General features: G+C 52.2%; 23 protein-coding genes. 6 read left to right on the forward strand and 17 right to left on the reverse strand.

From position 1 onward, the window contains the following. Nucleotides 1-119 precede the first annotated feature (119 nt). The 4 genes from MELB17_RS21420 (at nucleotide 120) to MELB17_RS21435 (ending at nucleotide 2,859) form a co-directional block, all read left to right on the forward strand. On the forward strand, nucleotides 120-1,190 hold the full coding sequence (locus MELB17_RS21420; RefSeq protein WP_007352451.1) for an RNA-guided endonuclease InsQ/TnpB family protein: 1,071 nt from the start codon (nucleotides 120-122) through the stop codon (nucleotides 1,188-1,190). Nucleotides 1,191-1,432: 242 nt separating this feature from the next. After that, the gene (locus MELB17_RS21425; RefSeq protein WP_083796458.1) at nucleotides 1,433-1,933 is read left to right on the forward strand and encodes an NADAR family protein; all 501 of its coding nucleotides are present in this window, start codon (nucleotides 1,433-1,435) and stop codon (nucleotides 1,931-1,933) included. Nucleotides 1,934-1,985: 52 nt separating this feature from the next. Next, entirely contained in the window at nucleotides 1,986-2,219 is a 234-nt protein-coding gene (locus MELB17_RS21430; RefSeq protein ID WP_007352453.1) for a hypothetical protein, read from the forward strand. After that, nucleotides 2,212-2,859 (forward strand): nucleotidyl transferase AbiEii/AbiGii toxin family protein, encoded by a 648-nt coding sequence (locus MELB17_RS21435; protein WP_007352454.1) that lies wholly within the window; start codon nucleotides 2,212-2,214, stop codon nucleotides 2,857-2,859. Before MELB17_RS21430 ends, MELB17_RS21435 begins: the two co-directional genes overlap by 8 nt. Nucleotides 2,860-2,959: 100 nt before the next feature. Here MELB17_RS21435 and MELB17_RS21440 read toward each other — a convergent pair whose 3' ends face one another. Both MELB17_RS21440 and tnpA (MELB17_RS21445) read right to left on the reverse strand, forming a co-directional pair. Beyond that, a complete protein-coding gene (locus MELB17_RS21440; protein ID WP_007352455.1) occupies nucleotides 2,960-4,417 on the reverse strand; it encodes a hypothetical protein in 1,458 nt (485 codons plus the stop codon). After that, entirely contained in the window at nucleotides 4,414-4,821 is a 408-nt protein-coding gene (gene tnpA, locus MELB17_RS21445; RefSeq protein WP_036185953.1) for an IS200/IS605 family transposase, read from the reverse strand. Before tnpA (MELB17_RS21445) ends, MELB17_RS21440 begins: the two co-directional genes overlap by 4 nt. A gap of 289 nt (nucleotides 4,822-5,110) precedes the next feature. Here tnpA (MELB17_RS21445) and MELB17_RS26600 point away from each other — a divergent pair, with 289 nt between their 5' ends. Continuing rightward, nucleotides 5,111-5,569, forward strand: coding sequence for a cold shock domain-containing protein (locus MELB17_RS26600; protein ID WP_083796459.1), 459 nt, complete (start codon nucleotides 5,111-5,113; stop codon nucleotides 5,567-5,569). Nucleotides 5,570-5,633: 64 nt separating this feature from the next. Here MELB17_RS26600 and MELB17_RS21450 read toward each other — a convergent pair whose 3' ends face one another. The 5 genes from MELB17_RS21450 to MELB17_RS21470 form a co-directional block, all read right to left on the reverse strand. Beyond that, nucleotides 5,634-7,241, reverse strand: coding sequence for a Fic family protein (locus MELB17_RS21450; RefSeq protein WP_007352457.1), 1,608 nt, complete (start codon nucleotides 7,239-7,241; stop codon nucleotides 5,634-5,636). A 135-nt stretch (nucleotides 7,242-7,376) separates the two neighbouring features. Next, nucleotides 7,377-8,087, reverse strand: coding sequence for a hypothetical protein (locus MELB17_RS21455; RefSeq protein ID WP_007352458.1), 711 nt, complete (start codon nucleotides 8,085-8,087; stop codon nucleotides 7,377-7,379). A 51-nt stretch (nucleotides 8,088-8,138) separates the two neighbouring features. Beyond that, complete coding sequence (locus MELB17_RS21460; protein WP_007352459.1) at nucleotides 8,139-8,864, reverse strand: hypothetical protein; 726 nt, start codon at nucleotides 8,862-8,864, stop codon at nucleotides 8,139-8,141. Between the two features lie 40 nt (nucleotides 8,865-8,904). Further along, complete coding sequence (locus MELB17_RS21465) at nucleotides 8,905-10,110, reverse strand: helix-turn-helix domain-containing protein (RefSeq protein WP_007352460.1); 1,206 nt, start codon at nucleotides 10,108-10,110, stop codon at nucleotides 8,905-8,907. A 74-nt stretch (nucleotides 10,111-10,184) separates the two neighbouring features. After that, nucleotides 10,185-10,979, reverse strand: a complete 795-nt coding sequence (locus MELB17_RS21470; protein WP_007352461.1) for a hypothetical protein — start codon at nucleotides 10,977-10,979, stop codon at nucleotides 10,185-10,187. Nucleotides 10,980-11,206: 227 nt separating this feature from the next. Here MELB17_RS21470 and MELB17_RS23425 point away from each other — a divergent pair, with 227 nt between their 5' ends. Beyond that, a complete protein-coding gene (locus MELB17_RS23425) occupies nucleotides 11,207-13,813 on the forward strand; it encodes a DEAD/DEAH box helicase (protein WP_007352463.1) in 2,607 nt (868 codons plus the stop codon). Here MELB17_RS23425 and MELB17_RS21480 read toward each other — a convergent pair. The 10 genes from MELB17_RS21480 to MELB17_RS21525 all read right to left on the reverse strand — a co-directional run. Further along, nucleotides 13,794-14,348: a hypothetical protein gene (locus MELB17_RS21480; RefSeq protein WP_036185978.1), complete on the reverse strand. Its 555-nt coding sequence runs from the start codon at nucleotides 14,346-14,348 to the stop codon at nucleotides 13,794-13,796. The genes MELB17_RS23425 and MELB17_RS21480 overlap by 20 nt on opposite strands. A gap of 121 nt (nucleotides 14,349-14,469) precedes the next feature. Then, nucleotides 14,470-15,927, reverse strand: a complete 1,458-nt coding sequence (locus MELB17_RS21485) for a hypothetical protein (RefSeq protein WP_007352465.1) — start codon at nucleotides 15,925-15,927, stop codon at nucleotides 14,470-14,472. Further along, nucleotides 15,924-16,331: an IS200/IS605 family transposase gene (gene tnpA / locus MELB17_RS21490; protein ID WP_036185955.1), complete on the reverse strand. Its 408-nt coding sequence runs from the start codon at nucleotides 16,329-16,331 to the stop codon at nucleotides 15,924-15,926. Before tnpA (MELB17_RS21490) ends, MELB17_RS21485 begins: the two co-directional genes overlap by 4 nt. A 124-nt stretch (nucleotides 16,332-16,455) precedes the next feature. Continuing rightward, nucleotides 16,456-16,941, reverse strand: coding sequence for a hypothetical protein (locus MELB17_RS21495; RefSeq protein ID WP_007352468.1), 486 nt, complete (start codon nucleotides 16,939-16,941; stop codon nucleotides 16,456-16,458). A 1-nt stretch (nucleotide 16,942) separates the two neighbouring features. Next, a complete protein-coding gene (locus tag MELB17_RS21500; RefSeq protein ID WP_007352469.1) occupies nucleotides 16,943-17,380 on the reverse strand; it encodes a hypothetical protein in 438 nt (145 codons plus the stop codon). Between the two features lie 135 nt (nucleotides 17,381-17,515). Continuing rightward, a complete protein-coding gene (locus MELB17_RS24800; protein ID WP_157133378.1) occupies nucleotides 17,516-17,674 on the reverse strand; it encodes a hypothetical protein in 159 nt (52 codons plus the stop codon). Between the two features lie 197 nt (nucleotides 17,675-17,871). Further along, on the reverse strand, nucleotides 17,872-18,231 hold the full coding sequence (locus MELB17_RS25940) for a hypothetical protein (protein ID WP_007352471.1): 360 nt from the start codon (nucleotides 18,229-18,231) through the stop codon (nucleotides 17,872-17,874). Between the two features lie 204 nt (nucleotides 18,232-18,435). Further along, complete coding sequence (locus MELB17_RS21515) at nucleotides 18,436-18,690, reverse strand: hypothetical protein (RefSeq protein ID WP_007352472.1); 255 nt, start codon at nucleotides 18,688-18,690, stop codon at nucleotides 18,436-18,438. Nucleotides 18,691-18,753: 63 nt separating this feature from the next. Next, on the reverse strand, nucleotides 18,754-19,173 hold the full coding sequence (locus MELB17_RS21520) for a hypothetical protein (RefSeq protein WP_007352473.1): 420 nt from the start codon (nucleotides 19,171-19,173) through the stop codon (nucleotides 18,754-18,756). A 57-nt stretch (nucleotides 19,174-19,230) separates the two neighbouring features. Further along, on the reverse strand, nucleotides 19,231-19,524 hold a 294-nt coding region (locus MELB17_RS21525; protein WP_007352474.1), incomplete at its 5' end, for a hypothetical protein.

The following is a 19,524-nucleotide window of genomic DNA, read 5'->3' on the forward strand; positions in this document are numbered from 1 at the left end:
ATACCTCATCCATTGACTCAAGTGGAGCGGGAGCGACTTCCCTAACATTTGGGTGGGGATGGATAGCGTGACCTCGACAGAGGTCTTGTCTTAGCAGAAACACTGTGGTTATATACAGTATGGCTGAGTTCACCAAAACCCTCAAAGTCCGAGTTCGGGACAAACACGCTAATGTGCTGCGCCGTCAGGCGGCGGCTGTTAACAGTGTGTGGAATTTTGTGAATGAACTCAGTCATCGCAGCATTCGGGAGAGAAGACAGTTTCTGTCGGCCTTCGATCTTCACCCTTATACCAAGGGTGCCGGTAAGCTGCTGGGCCTTCACAGCCAAACACTTCAGGTCGTTGCCCAGGAATACGTCACACGCCGCAAGCAGTTCCGAAAATCCAAACTCGCGTGGCGTAAAACCCACGGCGTTCGCCGGTCGCTCGGCTGGGTGCCGGTGAATACCGACGCCGCCGTTTGGCACAACGGGCAGGTTCGGTTCCACGGTCAGCATTATCGGGTTTGGGACAGCTATGGTTTGTCTCAGTACAAATTCCGCTCTGGCTGCTTTTCTGAGGACACCCGAGGTCGGTGGTATTTCTGCGTGGTTGTCTCGGTAAAACCCGATCGCCGGTGTGGCACTGGTAGCGTGGGTCTGGATCTGGGCCTGAAGACCACGGCTACGCCCAGTTCGGGCGAGCCGCTGCAAGCGGGTCGCTTCTATCGGGATCAGGAGCAAAAGTTGGCGGTGGCCCAGCGGGCCCGGAATAAAAAACGGGTGCAAGCGATTCACGCCAAAATCCGCAATCGCCGGCACGATGCTTTACACAAATACAGCCGGAAGCTGGTCAATAACAACGGCCTGATCGTTGTCGGCAATGTGTCCAGCTCCGGCCTGGTAAAAACCACTATGGCCAAGTCGGTGCTCGACGCTGGCTGGTCCACACTAAAAACCCTGTTGTCATACAAATGCGAGAGCGCAGGCGGGATTTTTCTGGAAGTTGATGAACGGTACACCACCCAGACGTGCTCGTGTTGTGGCTCTTTGAGCCCCAACAGTCCGAAAGGTAGAGCAGGCCTTGGAATAAGAGAATGGGCCTGTGAGTGCGGTGTCACTCACAACCGCGATTCCAATGCGGCCAGGAATATTCTCGCGCTTGGGCATAAGCGTCTAGAGGTAGGAATCCCCTTCCAAAAAGCCGGTTAGGCGTTTGGTGGGGGAGGATGTCAAGATGTTTGGAAAAGCAAAGCTCTTTGGGGATGATGTGGCGTGATAATAGAGTTGGTAACAATGGTAATAAAGTTGGTAACTATTGGCGTGCTGCTTTTACCTCAAGCTACCAGTATTGCGACCGAGCAAATCAAGCCCGCAGGCTACTGATCACTGGGCTTTAAGGTCAAAAAGAAGAATTCAAAGCCCTAATTCTGTATAGAGAAGAATCGCTGAATCTGTATGATTTAGCCGGTTTCCTCGATCAAAGTTACCAACTTTATTACGATCCCACAGATGATGCGTCAGCCGTAGCGATTCTAAAAACAACCGATCCTAAAAAGTGTAAAGCGATGGGGCGCGGCGTTCAGGGATTCGATGAGGCGGTCTGGAATGTTCACAGCGAGAAAATTGTGGGCATTGGGTGTAGAGAGAAGTTCTTGCAGAATCCGCGCCTGCTGGAAGACTTGCTTGCCACAGGTAATCGAGAAATCGTTGAAGCCAGTCCTTACGACAAAATCTGGGGTATCGGTTTGAAGGACGACCACCCAGATGCAACCAATCCAAGTCGCTGGCCCGGTGAAAATCGCTTGGGCAACGTGATTACCCAAGTTCGGGAAGACTTGCTGGCGGGTTATGCTAACTACACACTTCCTGAGCGTGCTCGGGTTGCTGTTGAAAACGCCATGGCTGCGCTCGGAATGAACGATGAGCCCTCCGATAGCCTGGGGTTGCGCTAGGGCATTACAGAAACCGGTGTCGGGCCTTTTGTTGGTCAAATGGTGATAGAGGATGGCAAAAGTTGAGAAAGTCAGGGGCACGTTTTTGGTCATTCCATCCGACTATTCGGAGCTTAGGCTGATTTGTTGGCACCGGAACCCGGATGCCGCGATTTCCGAGGAGGATGCTTTTGGGTTGTACGAGGCAAACTGGCGCTATGTTTCTCAAGAGCGATTGACCGCAGCGGAGGGCGCCCTGATTGAGCGTCTGAAAAATCGCTATGGAAATGGAGTTATTAATGGATGATAAAAAGGCTCACCATCACCGAATAGTTAGCGTGCTTGAGGCCATGAACCCCGAGCTTCTAAAGGATTTGCAATGTTTTTTTTGCGGTGGCACAGCCATTGCTTTGCAGCTTAATGATTTTAGAAAGAGTGTCGATATAGATTTCGTCTGCTCAGGCGTGGATGGATATCGGGAGCTAAGGGGTCTTGTCGGGCAATACTCCATGACAGGTCTATCGGCTCTTTTTGATCGGCCCGTTCCGCAGTTACGTGAGGTCAGGGCTGATCGCTACGGAATCAGATCTGTCCTTGATGTGGGTGGGGTGCCAGTTAAGTTTGAGGTGATCCGAGAGGATCGAATTTCTCTGGATGCTTCCTTCGAACAGCTGCACGGTGTTCCATTAATCGCGCGTGCTGATGCTTATGCTCACAAGTTGCTAGCCAACTCGGATCGTTGGGGGGATAGGTCGGTGTTGAGCCGCGACATTATCGACCTTGCTGTGATGGTGCGCTCTTGGGGTCATGTGCCTTTAGCGGCTGAGCAGAAGGTTCGCGAGGCTTACGGTGATGCGCCTACAAAAGATTTCGTCTTAGCAGCTGGCAGAGTTGTGGACGATGAGCGTTATCGAAAGAATTGCTTTACTAAACATCCCCATAAATGAATTTAGGGGGTTTTATGGCGCCTGATGGTTCGGGGTCTCCCGGTTCTCGCTTGGCTCTCACCAAGCTACACCTCCGGGCCGTAGCCGAACCGGCGCCACTTTAAAAGACGAATCGCTCCGACGGAGTTACCGTGGGAAGAACAAGAGTTCCGCCGCTCGCAATTTGTATTTGACGACACCAGCCCGTCTTTTCTAGTAACTGTTTCACAACCGGCCAGCGCATAGTGAGCTGGCTTGACTGGTGTCCGTTTTCGGCAACGCACAAGGCCAAAAAGGCCGAGTACATATCTCGTTGAACGATAACGGAGCTTTCCGTTATCTCGGCGGCTTTGCCGCCGAGAACATGCCATCGTTCGCTGAGTTGTTTTTTGTGGCATTCGCCGCTGACATGATCGTACTGCGACATCTTCAAGCTCCAGGTATTCAGTTCCAAAAGTTGACCACCGGCGCTTTCAGCCTTGCGGTTTAGCTTCTGCATGAACGCACTGGGCGCTTTGACTTTGACACTTTTTCCGTACAATGTTTGCCACGCTTTGTACGACAGCTTTTCGGTTTTGACGACGTTGCCCAAGCGAATCACGGCGTTCGCCAGCTCACCATGGGCGCGTTTTCGTTCGGCGCTTAACGTGCGTTCTGTTTCAGCGAGAGTGGCTTTCAGGGCCAGGTAGTGCTTGGATACGACCTTGACCTTGGCGCCTTTTTTCCAGGTGCCATTGGCGTTGTAACAGTGTGGATTAGTGGTGCGGCGAGAACGATCCATGGCCCTCTGAATGCGGCGAATCTCTTTCCAGGGCTGTTCGATGGTGGGGCAAAACTTGAATAACTCGGCGCCGGATTCGGACACCACCGCGATGGTTGAGGGGCCAACATCAAGGCCCACTTCGCAACCGGCTTGTGTCGTGTTTTTTTCTTTGGTGGGTGTCAGGCCGGTTTGCGCAAGCTGGAGATACCAACGGCGTTTTCCTTTCACCGTTCGCCAGAGAATCCGGCAAAACTTGGTGGTGGATTCCAGCGCTTTTTCAAGCCAAACATCTTTTCCTTTTGGCGGGAATTTTACCGCCAGCACCAATCCGGCCCATTCCACCACGCCGAGTTCGGCGCGGTACCGAATGCCTGCTTTGTTGGTTTTTCCGGTGAAGGATTTCAGCGGCCGTTTAGCGTTCTTGAAGCGCGGGCGGCCGCGTTTACCAAAGCTGTATTGCTCAGCCGAATCAAACGCGGTTTCAGAAATGCGCTGGGTTTCGTTCGCACTTAATCGTCCTTTCCAGCCCGCGGCATTTTTACAGCCGGTGGCAAAAGCGGAAACCGAAGCTGAGGTAAAATCATGCGCTTTAATGGCCGAACCAAATGCGGCGGATCGTTCTTTGGCTTTCAGTTTTCTAGCCGCCTGCCACGCCTTCGATTCGCGCATCAACCCCAAGCGTCGCAGGGCTTCGCCCAGCGCTGCGTTATACAGTCGAGTGCCGGCCAATAGGCGAGCGGTAAGCTGCCATTCGGTGTTGTCGCAGACGGACAGCGGCAGTTCGACAATAAAGGTTGGGGTTTTAGCGCGTTTCATACGTTTTTCTGGTTCTCAATGTACTGCTTAACGATTTCAAGCGGAGCGCCGCCTACGGTGCTCACAAAGTACGAATTGCTCCACAAGGTCGGTAGGCGCGATTTGAGCGCGGGAAACTCCGCTCTCAGCGTTCTGGATGAAACCCCTTTCATGGATTTGATCAGTTTGTGGACACCGTATTGCGGATCAACTTCGACCAGCAAGTGAACGTGATCGGGCATAACCTCCAGCTCCAATATCTCAGAATCATGATTATTGGCTATGTCCTGTATAATCTCTTTTAGGCGATGTTCTATTTGATCCACAAGCACGGGTCTTCGGTACTTTGGACACCAAATAACGTGGTACTTACAGGAATACACCACGTTGTTGTTTGACTTGTATCTTACTTTAAATTCGCTCATGGAAAGAGTATACACGTATTAGCTACTAACTAAACCTAAAATACTATTTTTTGCGACGTTTCCCTCCCCATAAATGAATTTAGGGGCTTCCCGCTATTTTTGGTGAGCTTCAGATAGATCAGGATGTCCATGAGGGGTTGCTGATGACTCTCCAAGATATCGCTAACGGTTACTGCCTTGAAAGCGTCTCGCTTGACAACGATTCGAGCCCTGGCCCTACAGGCTAAATGACGTCGATTCGGACGCAGGGCCCTCCATAGGTTAAATAATTTTCAGTAGGGTAGTTCTCATGAACGGAACGGTAAAATGGTTCTCCACAGAAAAAGGATATGGCTTCATCTATGGCGAGGGATGGGGTCGACCGGTTTTTCATGTCAGGGAAATCAATGGAGGCGACCTCCCCGGCAACGGGGGCACTGTCACCTTTGATTCAAAAAAAGGTGATCGGGGGCCGTGCGCTGTAAACGTGACCCTTACGGGGGCATTTAAGCGAATAAGAGAGCAAATTAAACCAACCTGCAGTTCGTGTAATCGAAGCTTCGTGCCAAGGATTGTCACCGGGCCTCCTGTATTCGGTGGCAAAAGATGGCAGCCTGTTCCGAAATACTCTGTCTGTCCCTTCTGTGGAGCGACCTATCAAAAGTTTAGGTCCTTTTTCAGTAGTAATTATAACGTGGCTGGCTTCGTTTTGCAGGCTGTAGTTTTTGTGATTGGTGTACGCCTCTTTATTTTTGCTTTGTCCAACTAACCGTAAGGCGGGCAATTCCAAACTGTGTGTTCTGATCAGCCGGGCGATGGGCCGGCTGAGTTGTTCAGCGCAAGCCTGGTCCATCGTCAATGCTCTCCCGTAACGTTTCGACCTCCATATCGGGGTCGTAATTTCGCCGTAGAGGGCGTCCTGCAACGTATGCGTTGATCACATTCTTAATCGATTCGCTGGTTTCTGGGTCTTTCAACATTGGAAACTCTTTTTCCAGCTTGTTGCTGATCTGGCCGTCATTGCGCTCGACTGAGCGCATAATCCGATCTATATGTTCATTCGGCCCTTCTAGGGTGTCCTTCACCTTATCCCGAGCGTTGATATACGACTGATGCGACTCAATCTGATGGCGCATTTCATACTCAATCGTCTCGTGGATAACATGGAAAAGGTACTCCGACTGTTCCGTGAGGTCGGGATAGCGCCAAGCTGGGCGCAGGGTGTCATTGCCAGAAAACTTAAAGTCCGAAACCACACCGTCTGGATACGTTGTTCGATCTCCAAACCGGATATCGTTGGTCGTTTTCGCCATCATAGGGCGAGAATAGGCTTCAAGTATCTTGTCATAATTATTACGGCTTCCTGTGCTTTTGTTGATCGTAGATGATATCGGCAACAGCAATGGTTCCGGAACGGCGGAGTCCCGACGAAGGCTGTCGTTTATCAGAAAACGCGAGATTCGTCCATTTCCATCAGCCATTGGGTGAATGAAGACAAAGCCGAAGCTTGCCACCGCAGCCCGAACGATCGGGCTTTCGTGCTGGGTTTTTGCCATGAAGGCTTGTAGGCCCTCCAGCATAGGTTTCACCTCGTTGGCATCGGGGGCGACGTAGTGAACATAAGAGCCCATCTCTTGAGTCCCCGAACCAACAAATACTGGAGACTGGCGAAGTCCGGGACGAATAGTGCTGGTACCGAGAATACTGTTTTGAAGTTCGGTGAGCGATTCGCTGGACAAGGGGGCGTCGATTTGTCCGCAATACCTGCCCATCGCCAAGGCGAAACGATGAATCTTGCTCTTCTGATCGCCCTCATGCTCGATGGCAAAGCTCGCTCGGCTCTCACGAATGGTCAACCAGACGGCGCTCCTAGACATCAGCTCTGCGCCGAAGTCGTCTTCCATATTTTTAAGTCGCGCATTTGAATCGTAATTGGACGCGATGTCGAGAAGTTCTGTTCTGCGGATTATCGGGCAGAAATGGGGCGTGCCCGGGAGGTTGTCATTAATCCGCCAGCGTGAGTTTTTGATAGGCGTTTCAGCGGCAACCACCTCATGTGGATTAAGCAGGTTGTGATAGTTCCCAGACATTTCCGGCACTGTCAAAATGTCACCGGTTAACCATTCGTAGAGAAAGCCGGCTTTTCGCGTGTACTGCCCAGTTGGCTCAGAGGCAACCCAATCGGTCAGTGCTTGCTTCTGATAGCGTTCAAAAACATGACTGAGCAGTTCCAAATGGATGCCTTCATGTTTAAGGGCGAACGCCAGGTGGGCCGAAGGAGTGTCATCGGGTTTTGAGTTGGGCCGATAGGTTTCATGGTAGACGCCATTCTGGAAGCTCGTCTTCCGGTCACGGCCAATCTGGCTACGAATGGGCATTTTCTGGGTCACGGGTATGTCAAAGTGCTTCTGTAACCATGCGTAACCTGCCCATGAACTCATGCTGCCACCTTGTAGTTTGGTCTGTGTTTTCCGTTACTTCGATTATCCTACCGCATTATTAATTACAATACGCCGTAAAACCGTTTTATGAGATGCAGGCTTTTTAGCGGTCAACAACCGATGCGCGGGCCGTCATTATCCTTGTGATGGGCCAGCTGAGTCGTCATCATCATCCAGGGTAAGTCGCTCGTACAGCTCAACCTGCCCCGCCCGTAGTACATCTACTTCAGCCAATTTCTGCAGAAGCGCGGCTTCCACCGCGACGTCCTCAGGTGCAAGGTGTTCACCGTTGTCTATGCGCGCTATGTTTGCCTTGTACGCCTTATAGTGTTCAGCCAGGAGTCCTGAGGCCATTTCTTCAATGTTTCCTGGTGCACAGGCGATTAATGCCTTCCATCCGTAACTTTCGGGGTTAGACGACCTGAATAGTGCTTTGTCCACTGGCCTTTCGTGATCGTGGGCCATGACAATTTCAGTCAGTTCACGTTGCGCTGGCGGGTTGCTTAGCGTTGGGTGGTCTGCCATAAGCCTTAGCCTTTGGGCGGCGACCGTTACAGGTAGGTCAATCGGGGTTTCATCGAATAAACCAGCCGGCGAATTATTGGCTACCTGGGTTCCGCTACCCATTTCCGGAGCAATGGCCTCCCACGCTTTTTGGCTGATTTTCTCATGAAGCCTGGGGTTGCTTTGAAACATTCCAGCGGCTTTCTCCGGGCTTCGTTCCATTGCTAAAAAGCCGGCGTTCTCCTTAGCCCGCACCCAAGATCTGCTGTCGCTGTTAGAGATTACGATGTCCGAAATATTGTGATTGTTGTCGTAGACGAAAAATAGGTCTGGCTTGCTCATGTCGATACGTTCCTGTTGTTGAGTCTAGGTGTCAGATACCTCCATTGCCGGTCAGCCAGGCGCCGGCCCGTCTTCGTCTTGATCAATTCCAAACGTGTTTATCAAGTGGTATTCGTCTTCACTCATGGCATCTGCCTCGACGAGTTTTTGTGTTAATTGCGCTTCTTCGAACAAGTCTTCTTTTGGTACATCCTTGCCATTGGCTTTGCGGTACTCGTTTGATTTACGAACATTACTGAGTTCATGGTTGATCTGCCGGTCGGTTTCACACAGGTCGTCGTAATCATAGCGTTCAAGTTTGGCGCGCCAGCCTTCCGAGTTTTGGCTTTCCTCGGTAAATAACTCAAGGTTCACCGGCTGCTGGTGCTTATCTGCCATAATAATTTCCGTTAACTCGCGCTGTGCGGGCAGGTTAACCGGCGAAGGAAAGTCGATTAATTGCTTTAATCTCGTTTCGGCCAAACTGGCTGGCAGATCGGGTTCCGTAAATTCAAAGAAAGGACTATCGGGTGTTTCGCCCTGGGTTTTCACCAAGTTCTTTTGCAGGTTGCTCATACCTTCAGCAACCGTCTGCCAGGTGGCGTAATCCATCTTTTCGTACAGTACCGGCTGCGTATGTAAAATCGACGCGGCAACCGTTGCGTCAGGCTGCATGACGTTTTTGCCAGAGGACTTAGCTTCGTTGGCTCGTACGGGATCGTCTGTAATTGCGGTGATCTCAGTGGGTAGCTCAAGGCCTGTGCTGTCAAAAATAATGAAAACGGTTTTCTGGCTCACGGTATTAGTTCCTTGGTGTTATTGGCTGGATTTGCAGCACTCAGCTCATGCCGGGGCCGCTGTCTGAATCGTCAGTCTCATCGTTGATCCAGTCTTTTTCGTCCAAGTAGCCCAATAAGACGGTGAAGGCTTCTTCATCGGATGTGTCGATGGGCTTATGGGGTGTGTTTTGCGCGCTGGCAACGGCGTCTTGCTCCATGGCGTCCTTGATAGCGTTGATAACTCGCCCTGTAACACCGATATTCTTGTTCCCGGTAAGCTCACCAATACTGCGGCTCGCTGCAGTCACAACGTTGTTTGAGAAAAGGTTGGCGATTGGAGGCGCCTTGTGGCCTCCAGTCATGAGCCAGCCAACGTTAACGTCCAGTGCACCGGAAAGATCAACAAGCTGTTGCGGCGAAGGATCGCGCCGACCGCTCAAGTAGTGCCCAACAGCGCCCCTTGTAGCCACACCGAGTATTGATGTTAGAGATTCCTGGGTGATCGACTTTCGTTCCATTTCCAGTTTTGCTCGGGCGTACCATGTTTCGGTTCCCGTACTATCGGGGTTGAGTCTGGCAGCAGCGTCATTTCGTGAAGCGTTTTCGGCTGCGGCGGTACCCAGTCCGTCCGCCAGTAATGCTAACTGTGGTCCGGATAATTGTGCATCCGGTTTACAGGCTCCGGCTTTAACGGCCGCATCAAAAATTGATTTTCCCAACATATCCATTTGGCGGATTGCCTCTAAAGCGGCCCCTGGTAAAACAGTTCGGCGTTTCCCCAAACTTTCAGCGAGATGTGTCAACTCACGGATGCTAGGGGTGTCGCTTTCGTTGCACAGTCCTGCTGCCGCGGATACGTCCCGTATTGACGTGCTCAACGCATCCCGCTCGCTAATTACTTGGATCATCTGGGGGTTGGGAGTGTTCGCATTGTTCGCATTGGCGATGTGATCTTCTTTTTCGGTAACGGACGGCCGAATGCCAGTAAGGTCGTATTCGTGGACTGTTGCGCGTTCTAACGTTTCACCATGGCGCTGCGTTCGATTAATAGCCTGGACGGATGCACGCGAGTCAGAGGAAAATTTCTCTGAAATGCCACGTTCAACGTTCAGTATCACCTCCATAAGATCGTCATACTTTTGGGTGTCGGGTCCAAACGCTCCGTTTATCGCAGCTTGGCAGGCATCACTCAGTGCGCTGATGTGTGGTAATAGCTCCGCTGCTAACTCAAGTTGTCGCTCATAATTTGTCTTCTGCTTTTCCATGTTCGTGGCCACTCTATGTATCAGTCTTTAATGGTTAGCGTGGTGCACTGCAAGATCAATCGAACACTGGGCGATCATCGCAGCCCGGGCGCATCGTCTAAATCGTCGTCATCGCTATGATTGTCGTAAATGGCCTGCGCTTTGGCATTAATGTCGGCCACGTTGCGGGTAACGGTTTCGGCTGCTGCAGCGCCCAGGTCGTCCGCCAGCGTCATCAGTTGTGGTCCGGTTAGTTGTGCATCCGGTGTGCACATGCCGGCGTGTGTGGCGGCGTGGAAAATGGCCTTACCAAGCATGTCCCGCTGGCGGATCGCTTCAAGAGCGGCGCCCGGCAATACAACAGGGCGTTTTCCGAGGTTTTCGGCAAGCTTCGTTAATTCGTGGGTGTTGAGCTTTGCGTCTTCTTTGATTAGGCCGGTCTTAGATCCAGCGTCGTGAATGGACATTTTTAGTATGTCACGCTCTCGAATGACCTCAGTGAGCTGCGCATTAAGAGCTTCAGTGGCATTAGCCCCGGAAGCCTGGGCAGATTGGCCGAGGCCTATAACAGCGGAAGTTAGCTTTTGGGTGTCCATAGGGCCGTGTATCTTGGGATCACGCAAATGACTCAGCCCCGCCATATCGACAGCCTGCATGATCGCAATCTGTAGTTGCTTGCGCTCCTGAGCAGCCGCAATGCCATCCGTGGTGCTGACGGTCTCTGGCAAGGGGGCAATCATATCCTTCAGTAGAGTTTCAACGTTCGCAACGTTTGTGGACCATTTTCCGTTGGGGTTGGTCGCAAGCCGTTCAGCTATCCCACGTATATGACTATCGCTCACCTTGGGCTGGGTATCATTAGGCGCCTGATCGGGATTATGGTTATCCATGTTTTTATCCACTTTGGTAGATTTGATAATCAGTTAATGGTCACTATCGTATCAACTACCCTAGTGCAGTTGGCCTTCTTTATTGCATTATTGCAGTTGATTGTTCACTTTGGTTGTCATTGAAGCGATTTTCAGCACTAAAACACGATCAAACGTCAGTGCATCCGAAGATTGGTGGTTCACATCGATTATCATGGTTTTTTCATTTTTAACGACTGGAATCCAACATGGGTGCGCTGGTGGCCATAGATCATCCGACGACCGTTTCACTTGATTCACTAAAGCTGGACCACCTGCCCGAGAAGGTCCAAACGTGGATACGACTGGTCAAAACCGATCCTGCGGTGATCGCGGGCCTGCGTAATTTTGGGAATTTGCGGGACTACCAGCTGGAGGCTGTTTTAGCGGCTGCGTTCAGGATTCGGAAAACGGTTGAGCCCATTTTGATTACCTTGCCTACTGGTTCGGGTAAGAGCTGGGTTATTGCGGCGTTGGCCAGTGTTGTGAAAGAAATGTCAGATGCGCGCAGCACCAAGGTCAAAAAAGTCATGGTTCTGGCTCACAGCAAAGAGTTGGTGGCCCAAAATCATCAAAAAATGGGAGCGGCCGGGTACAAGGCCACTATTTACAGCGCGGGCTTGAGTACACGGGATGCCAGCGGGGATGTGGTGTTCGGTTCGCGCCAGTCCATCATTAATGCAGTGGGGGAGTTCGCCCAGCTCGATTATGAGTTCTCAGCGGTGTTTGTCGATGAGGCGCACTCAATGCCAACACAAACCCGGGAGATTATTGAAGCCCTCCGATCTGTAAACCCGAACTTGCGAGTAATCGGCCTGACGGCCACGCCTTATGCGCTGGGAAAGGGCTACATCTTCGCTCAGGACACCTTTCGGGATCTTGAGCCAATGCGGGATATATACGCCAAAGAGCCGTACTTTGCTGAGCGGGTGTACGACAAGTGTATTGAGGAATTGTTTGCGGACGAGCAGCTGTGCCCCCCTATCTTGGGTACCATCAGCGATCACTACAACACGGAGGCGCTGGAGCGCACCGTAGGCGGCTCGTTCTCGGAAGCATCCAACAACGCGGTGTTCGTGACCGGCCAGGCCGATCTAACCAAGCGTATTGTTGCGGATGTAGTGATGCAGTCTAAAAAACGCCATGGCGTTATGTTTTTTGCGCAAAACCGGGAGCACGCTCGACAGATCCTTTCGTTTTTACCAGGGGATAGGGCGGCGCTGGTGGACTCCGGCACCAAAGCCAAAGACCGTGCCCAGTTTATTGAAGATTTTAAGTCCACAAAGCTGAAGTATCTGGTCACAGTGGCGGCCTTGGCGATCGGATTCGATGCTCCGAATGTGTCGGTCATAGCAGTTCTTAAGCACACCGAATCACCGGCGTTTTTCCAGCAAATCATTGGCCGTGGCCTGCGGTTGTGTCCGGAAATTGGAAAACGTGATTGCCTGGTTCTCGATTACGGGCAGAATGTCTCGGCTGACGCGAATCTGTTTTCACCGGCTATTCAGGTCCGAATGCCAAAGCCAGGCTTGGACGGCCCAATAATTCCGGTGGTTGAGGTGATCTGTCCGGACTGCGATCACGTCAACACGTTCCGCAAGGCAGCGTGGCCACAAGATATGGAAATGACCGACACCGGCTTTCTCTATCACAGGGACACCCGCGCTATTTTTACCGACAGCGACAATAAACCAATGGCCGGCCACATGGGGGCGCAGTGTGGAAACCTTTTGGACGTTCCGGGTAAGAAAATGCCGGTGCGCTGCGATTACACCTGGGGCGCAATTTTGTGTACGGCCTGCAAGCGGCGAAACTCTCATCGAACGGATTTCTGCGTGGCTTGCGAAGAACCGCTGTCAAAGCGGGCCAAGATGTTGAGCATGACCACCTCAAGGGATGCGAACTACACACAGCGTTTAGCAAAAGTCGTGTCACGCCAGCGTCAATGGTTGCATCCCGGCAAAGCCAAGACTTCTGGCGCTCCAAACCTTCGGATTAACCTGACGGTTCAAGAGCTGCCGTATCTGGTACCGGAGGGTACCGGTGCTGAACAAGATGAGGATGATGAGCAAGAGGCGTGGGTACCGCCTGGCATGATGCTGGTGCGGCCGGCGCCAAAGGCGATTCCTGTGTGGCTTAACCCCACAGCGACAAACGCAGACGCCCAGGCAAGTTGGGCATCGTTTCGAGAATATGCCGAGGCAAATCGACTCACAACCGCCAGTTGGGCGCAGCATCCTGAAATGGATGATCTGTTGCCGGCGCTGGCGGAACCAGAAGGGGTTCTACGGTTCCGCGCGCCAAGCTATCTGGTGTATGTAGAAAATGCGGTGGGTGGCTCGGAGCGGGTGTTCTACAACCTCAAAACGATGCACAAGGATCACCCGGAAGCTGAAAAAATAAACGCGCAGGCGCCGCGTGACGATACCGGCGAACTGCCAGATAAAGGCCCTGAAAAATCGGCTGAACCGGCTGTTGTCGAGGATGTTGCGGCCGCCAGAGCAGCAGAGACGCCAGAAAGTGTGCTCTATGAGCTCTTGAGCAAGTGGCTAGAGGATGCCAGCAAGGGCAAAAAGCCAACGCCTACGATTGAGCCTGCCGACAGTAAGGGTGAAGTTTACCCGCTCAAAGAGTGCTTATTAGACAAGGACGGCGACGATCACCGGATTGTGTTCAAGTACGGTACGGCCAAGGCTGCCAATGAATGCAGTGTGTCTAGCGCAGAGGACGGCCCAGGCTGTATTAGAGTGGTTGGAAGCAACATGGTTCGGTTCTTCTCGAATGGTGAGTCAGGCGTCATCCGCAGGACACGCTAAGCGGTCTTTGCAGCTCAACGAAAATGCTTGTTCTTTGGTCCAGGTCGGCAATCAGGTGAGCTGCACACAACCGGCCAGTTTTGGCTAGGCTCTTGCGTAAGGCATAGTTTGGCGCCTGCCAAATATCGCTGGCTTCGGAAGAGATGAACAACGTCTGGTACGTCAGAGCAATTTCGGTGGTTAACCGTTTGGCCCAATGGTTCGCCAGTACGCTGTCCGTTGCCGGGTTCTCCGGCACATCAGGCATGGTATCTCCGAACGCGCTTTCAAGATAACCAAAATGTTCCTCGGCATCGTTCATCCTCTGACATTGAAACGTTGCACCACTGGCATCCAGGTTGCCAAACACTTCGCGCAGACCGTTTTCCCAGCCATATCGATTGGCCAACTCAAAATTGAGGCACAGGGTTGCGTAATAGTTGGTGGGAATTTCCATCATTCGGCCCAGCTCGTCAGATTCGAATCGAAGCCTGCAGGTGTGGCTTAATGGTCTGGCGGTCCAGTGTCTCCGGCTGTGCGCCAGCTCGATGTACATGCTAAACATCCCCATAAATGAATTTAGGGGGTTTTATGGCGCCTGATGGTTCGGGGTCTCCCGGTTCTCGCTTGGCTCTCACCAAGCTACACCTCCGGGCCGTGACCGAACCGGCGCCACTCTAAAAGACGAATCGCTCCGACGGAGTTACCGTGGGAAGAACAAGAGTTCCGCCGCTCGCAATTTGTATTTGACGACACCAGCCCGTCCTTTCTAGTAACTGTTTCACAACCGGCCAGCGCATAGTGAGCTGGCTTGACTGGTGTCCGTTTTCGGCAACGCACAAGGCCAAAAAGGCCGAGTACATATCTCGTTGAACGATGACGGAGCTTTCCGTTATCTCGGCGGCTTTGCCGCCGAGAACATGCCATCGTTCGCTGAGTTGTTTTTTGTGGCATTCGCCACTGACGTGGTCGTACTGCGACATCTTCAGGGTCCAGGTGTTAAGTTCCAGCAACTGGCCACCGGCGCTTTCAGCCTTGTGACGCAGTTTTTGGATAAACATTCCGGGTGCTCTGACTTTGACGCTTTTGCCGTAGAGTTTCTGCCAGGCCCTATACGACAGTTTTTCGGTTTTGACGACGTTGCCCAGCCGCATCACGGCGTTGCCCAGCTCACCCTGGGAGCGCTTTCGCTCAGCGGCCAGTTTGCGTTCCGCTTCGGCCAGGGCCTGCGCTAACGCCCGATAATTTTTGGACACCGCCGTCACTCGGGCGCCTTTTCTCCAGGTGCCATCGGCGTTGTAGCAGTGAGGGTTGGTCGCTCGACGCGAGCGATCCGTAGCTCGCTGCAAAGATCGAATCTCTTTCCAGGGCTGTTCGATGGTGGGGCAAAACTTGAATAACTCGGCGCCGGATTCGGACACCACCGCGATGGTTGAGGGGCCAACATCAAGGCCCACTTCGCAACCGGCTTGTGTCGTGTTTTTTTCTTTGGTGGGCGTTAGGCCGGTTTGCGCAAGCTGGAGATACCAGCGGCGTTTTCCTTTCACCGTTCGCCAGAGAATCCGGCAAAACTTGGTGGTGGATTCCAGCGCTTTTTCAAGCCAAACGTCTTTGCCTTTTGGCGGGTATTTTACCGCCAGCACCAGTCCGGCCCATTCCACCACGCCGAGTTCGGCGCGGTACCGAATGCCTGCTTTGTTGGTTTTTCCGGTGAAGGATTTCAGCGGTCGTTTAGCGTTCTTGAAGCGCGGGCGGCCGCGTTTACCAAAGCTGTATTGCTCAGCCGAATCAAACGCGGTTTCAGCAATGCGCTGGGTTTCGTTCGCACTTAATCGGCCTTTCCAGCCCGCGGCATTTTTACAGCCGGTGGCAAAAGCGGAAACCGAAGCTGAGGTAAAATCATGCGCTTTAATGGCCGAACCAAATGCGGCGGATCGTTCTTTGGCTTTCAGTTTTCTAGCCGCCTGCCACGCCTTCGATTCGCGCATCAACCCCAAGCGTCGCAGGGCTTCGCCCAGCGCCGCGTTATACAGTCGAGTGCCGGCCAATAGGCGAGCGGTAAGCTGCCGTTCGGTGTTGTCGAAGACGGACAGCGGCAGTTCGACAATAAAGGTTGGGGTTTTAGCGCGTTTCATACGTTTTTCTGGTTCTCAATGTACTGCTTAACGATTTCAAGCGGAGCGCCGCCTACGGTGCTCACAAAGTACGAATTGCTCCACAAGGTCGGCAAGCGCGATTTGAGCGCGGGAAACTCCGCTCTCAGCGTTCTGGATGAAACCCCTTTCATGGATTTGATCAGTTTGTGGATGCCGTACTGAGGATCGACCTCGATCAGCAGGTGGACATGATCCGGCATAACCTCCAGTTCAATGATTTCAGAACCATGATTATTGGCTATGTCCTGTATAATCTCTTTTAGGCGATGTTCAATTTGATCCACAAGCACGGATCTTCGGTACTTTGGACACCAAATAACGTGGTACTTGCAGGAATACACCACGTTGTTGTTTGACTTGTATCTTACTTTAAATTCGCTCATGGAGAGAGTATACACGTATTAGCTACTAACTAACCCTAAAATACTATTTTTTGCAACGCTTCCATCCCCATAAATGAATTTAGGGGCTTCCCACGATTTTTGGTGAAGGTATCCCATTTAACGATCATGTTGAATGTTCCGGACCGATGGGCGCGTTGCTCTGAGCGTAGCGCGCTGGGAATTGAAGGCCGGCCAGGACGCGGCTGCGGTTATACTTCTGCAGTGCCATCGTGGCAGTGATGCACCAGTTCTTAAGCTGTTTGTTGGTCAGGCATTCAATGATGGGCCCTGGTGGTAATAGCGGGAGGTCAATGTCCAGCTTCTCGGCTACCTTAAGCGCTTCGCTCAACTTCTGAGCATCTTCTAACGTGGTAATTTTAGGGAGCCAAAAGTGTTCGATCAGTTTGTTAATTGCAGGCGGTGCCGCAACTGACAGCGCTATAAAAACTCCGAGCAAAAATGGGTCTGGGGTTCTGTTCTGTAGAAACACGCCCAGAAAAATAAGTACCAACATAAGCGTGAATGTGAATGCAGTGCCATAAATCCCTTCAATACTCCACGCCGTGTGCTCAAAGCTTATAAGTTGGTCGTTCTTCAATTCGTATTGCATATTATTTCCTTGCCGTTCCCGGCTTGTAGCGCTCCGGAATTTTAGAAGTTGCGTCCACATGGATTTGGTCAGCACGGATCAGGATATCGTTGGCTGTAATGGCCCAGTTTTTCAGCATCTGATTGGTCATGATGGAAAGCGTATCGGAAGGTAAGCAGGGCAGGTCTAGGTCAAGCGCGACGCCTGCTTTGAGAAGCTTAAAAGTCTCTGTCATGGCGTTTCTGGTTATCACCATTTTTTTCCATCGGCGATGCAGCATCCAAGCCACGCTCCATGTTGCGAATATAAACGCAACAGACGTTACTATGATTGCGTCCCTGGATTGACCGAACGTTATGCTACCGATTACGCCTGCAAAAATGACGATAAATATCCAGCCAATATAAGGACCATGACTGCAGGTAACTGGTCGCGATTCGTCTTTCCATTCAATTTCCATATATTTCTCCCATTTATTTCAAGTTACAAAGCTCAAGGCGTAACAACAGTTAAGCCGCTGCCCCAAGCCCAGGCTTTGTAGATGTGGTGACCAGTATACCTGCCGCAAAGGCATGAACAGTCCGAACGCGCCGTTTTAACACGGCTTGCCGGGTCTTTCGCTGATGAGGAAATGAACATCGCACAACAGGATCGCTGGAGCGTAGCCAACCACCTTTTCCTTGTGCGGGCCGGCTATGGCCATGATCGAAAACAAGGAAGGCCGATTCAGGTTGCGGTACACCTTCACGCTCAATCCGGGCTCCGGGGTGCCGCGACCGCGGAATGAAATAAACCCATCCAGTCTTGGTTGGCGTGCCCGCGCGGCCGCTGTACTGGCTCCCGATTGTGTTGCTGTGTGGTGAACCTGCATAGCTGACCTCGTATCCCTTGATATGTAGGTGGTTCGCCTGACTGGCGGTGTTGTCCGGTCAGCCAGGTGATTACCTTTTCTTACGCCTCGGCGTCTTCCAGAGCTACAGAGGATCGCTCTTCTATTTCGTCGAGGAAGTCAGCAGGCATCTGCAGGCCATATCGGGCCAAACGTCTACCCATACCTTCTGCATCTAAATTGCCATCTGCAATCTGAGCGTTGAGGAAGCTGGTTACCTCGTCTTCCATATCATGACGGTCAACCGTTACATTGGCGCTGTACATCAGAAGTTCAGTGTTAGATAGACCGGTAATCAGGCCGCCTGAGATGGCTTTGTTCAGTGACGCTCGGAGGTGCGCTTCGAGATCTTCTTTATCAGTGCCGTTTAAGTCCAGTACGGCGCTGATCTCCAATGTGACGGTGGTGGTTATAATCATCATAACGACATTCCTTCTAATGATAAAACCGCTTGTAACGGGCAGGTATCGGGCCAACGGTGGTGATGTGATAATCAATACCGGCTCAAACCCTGTGGGTTCATTCTTGCGGGTCTTTGACCCTTGCTTCTATCTCGGGGCGGGCTTTGCCCTTTCCTCATCATGGCCGGGCGGCTCGCGCCTTCCTGCCACTGAATAGCGATTCGATTACCAACATTGCTTGTTGTAGTGCGTTTTGATGGGGCTTTGTAGAACCGCAAACAGTTTGTCGAAAACGGCTTCAATGCTTCCGTGGGTGGCCTTGGCGCAAGCGTCAAACAGCGCGTGGTCGGCCGGGATGTTAAAGCTCTGAACATCGCGTAGACCGATTCGAATGCCACCGTTGTCCAAGCGGGCGCCGAAGTAGCCATCGCCGTTGTCGGCAAAGACGGTTGTGGTGATGCCTGGGTGGTTGATGCTCATGGAGTTCTCCCGGTTCGTTGTTGTGCGTGGATAGGGTGCCGGTGCGACACCCTATCGTTACCCTTAAATCTCAATGAATTGGTGTAGCCAGAGCGTTTGATAGGCGTCTAGGTTGTCACCGTCCGCCAGCAGCTCCTTTGCGGAGCGTGCAGGCAGGCCCTGGGTTAACCGGAAGGTTTCAAGCGCATGATCCTTGGCGGATATGGTGGTTAATGCTTTGAGTGGTACCGTGGCAAGCGGTGATGCTGCCAGAGGGTCAATCAGCACTAAGTCGCTCAGAATGCTTGCAGCCTGGGATGCCAGACCCAGCGTGGCATGTCCGTCTGCCAAGTCTTCTTCGGAGTAGTCATCCGCAACAGCGTGTTGGCTTTCCAGGTACTCGGCGCGATCCGCCATGCCCAGGTTGGCCATGTCCAGTAGGGCGGCGATGTGCGCTTGTGTCAGGACGGCGGCGATAGCGGTGTTCAGGGTTGCGGTGGTCATGATGAATCCTGTGTGTCAAAAGGTTTGGGCTGGCGGACCAGCCCTTGTTAGATGCGTTCAGGCGACTCGTTGTTCAGGGGTCTGCCAATCATTGTGGTGGGCGTGGTCTTCCCAAAACTTTGGCGTTAAAAGTCCTTCTACGTCCGGCAGCTCGACGTTGTACATGCGGGCAATCAAACTCAGTACAGCTGGAATCTCAGAGGCTGGGCGGTTGCCATAAATCACGTAGGTATGGGCAACCTCCTGCGTCCAGAACTCGTCCCATTCACGGTTACTTAGGGTGTCCAGCCAATGGGTAAAGCCGAAGCAGTTAACGTAGCTGGCCATGTGGCGCTCAGGTGTGGAGTAAGC

It is taken from the genome of Marinobacter sp. ELB17 (assembly GCF_000169375.1).
In the GTDB taxonomy this organism is placed as follows: domain Bacteria; phylum Pseudomonadota; class Gammaproteobacteria; order Pseudomonadales; family Oleiphilaceae; genus Marinobacter.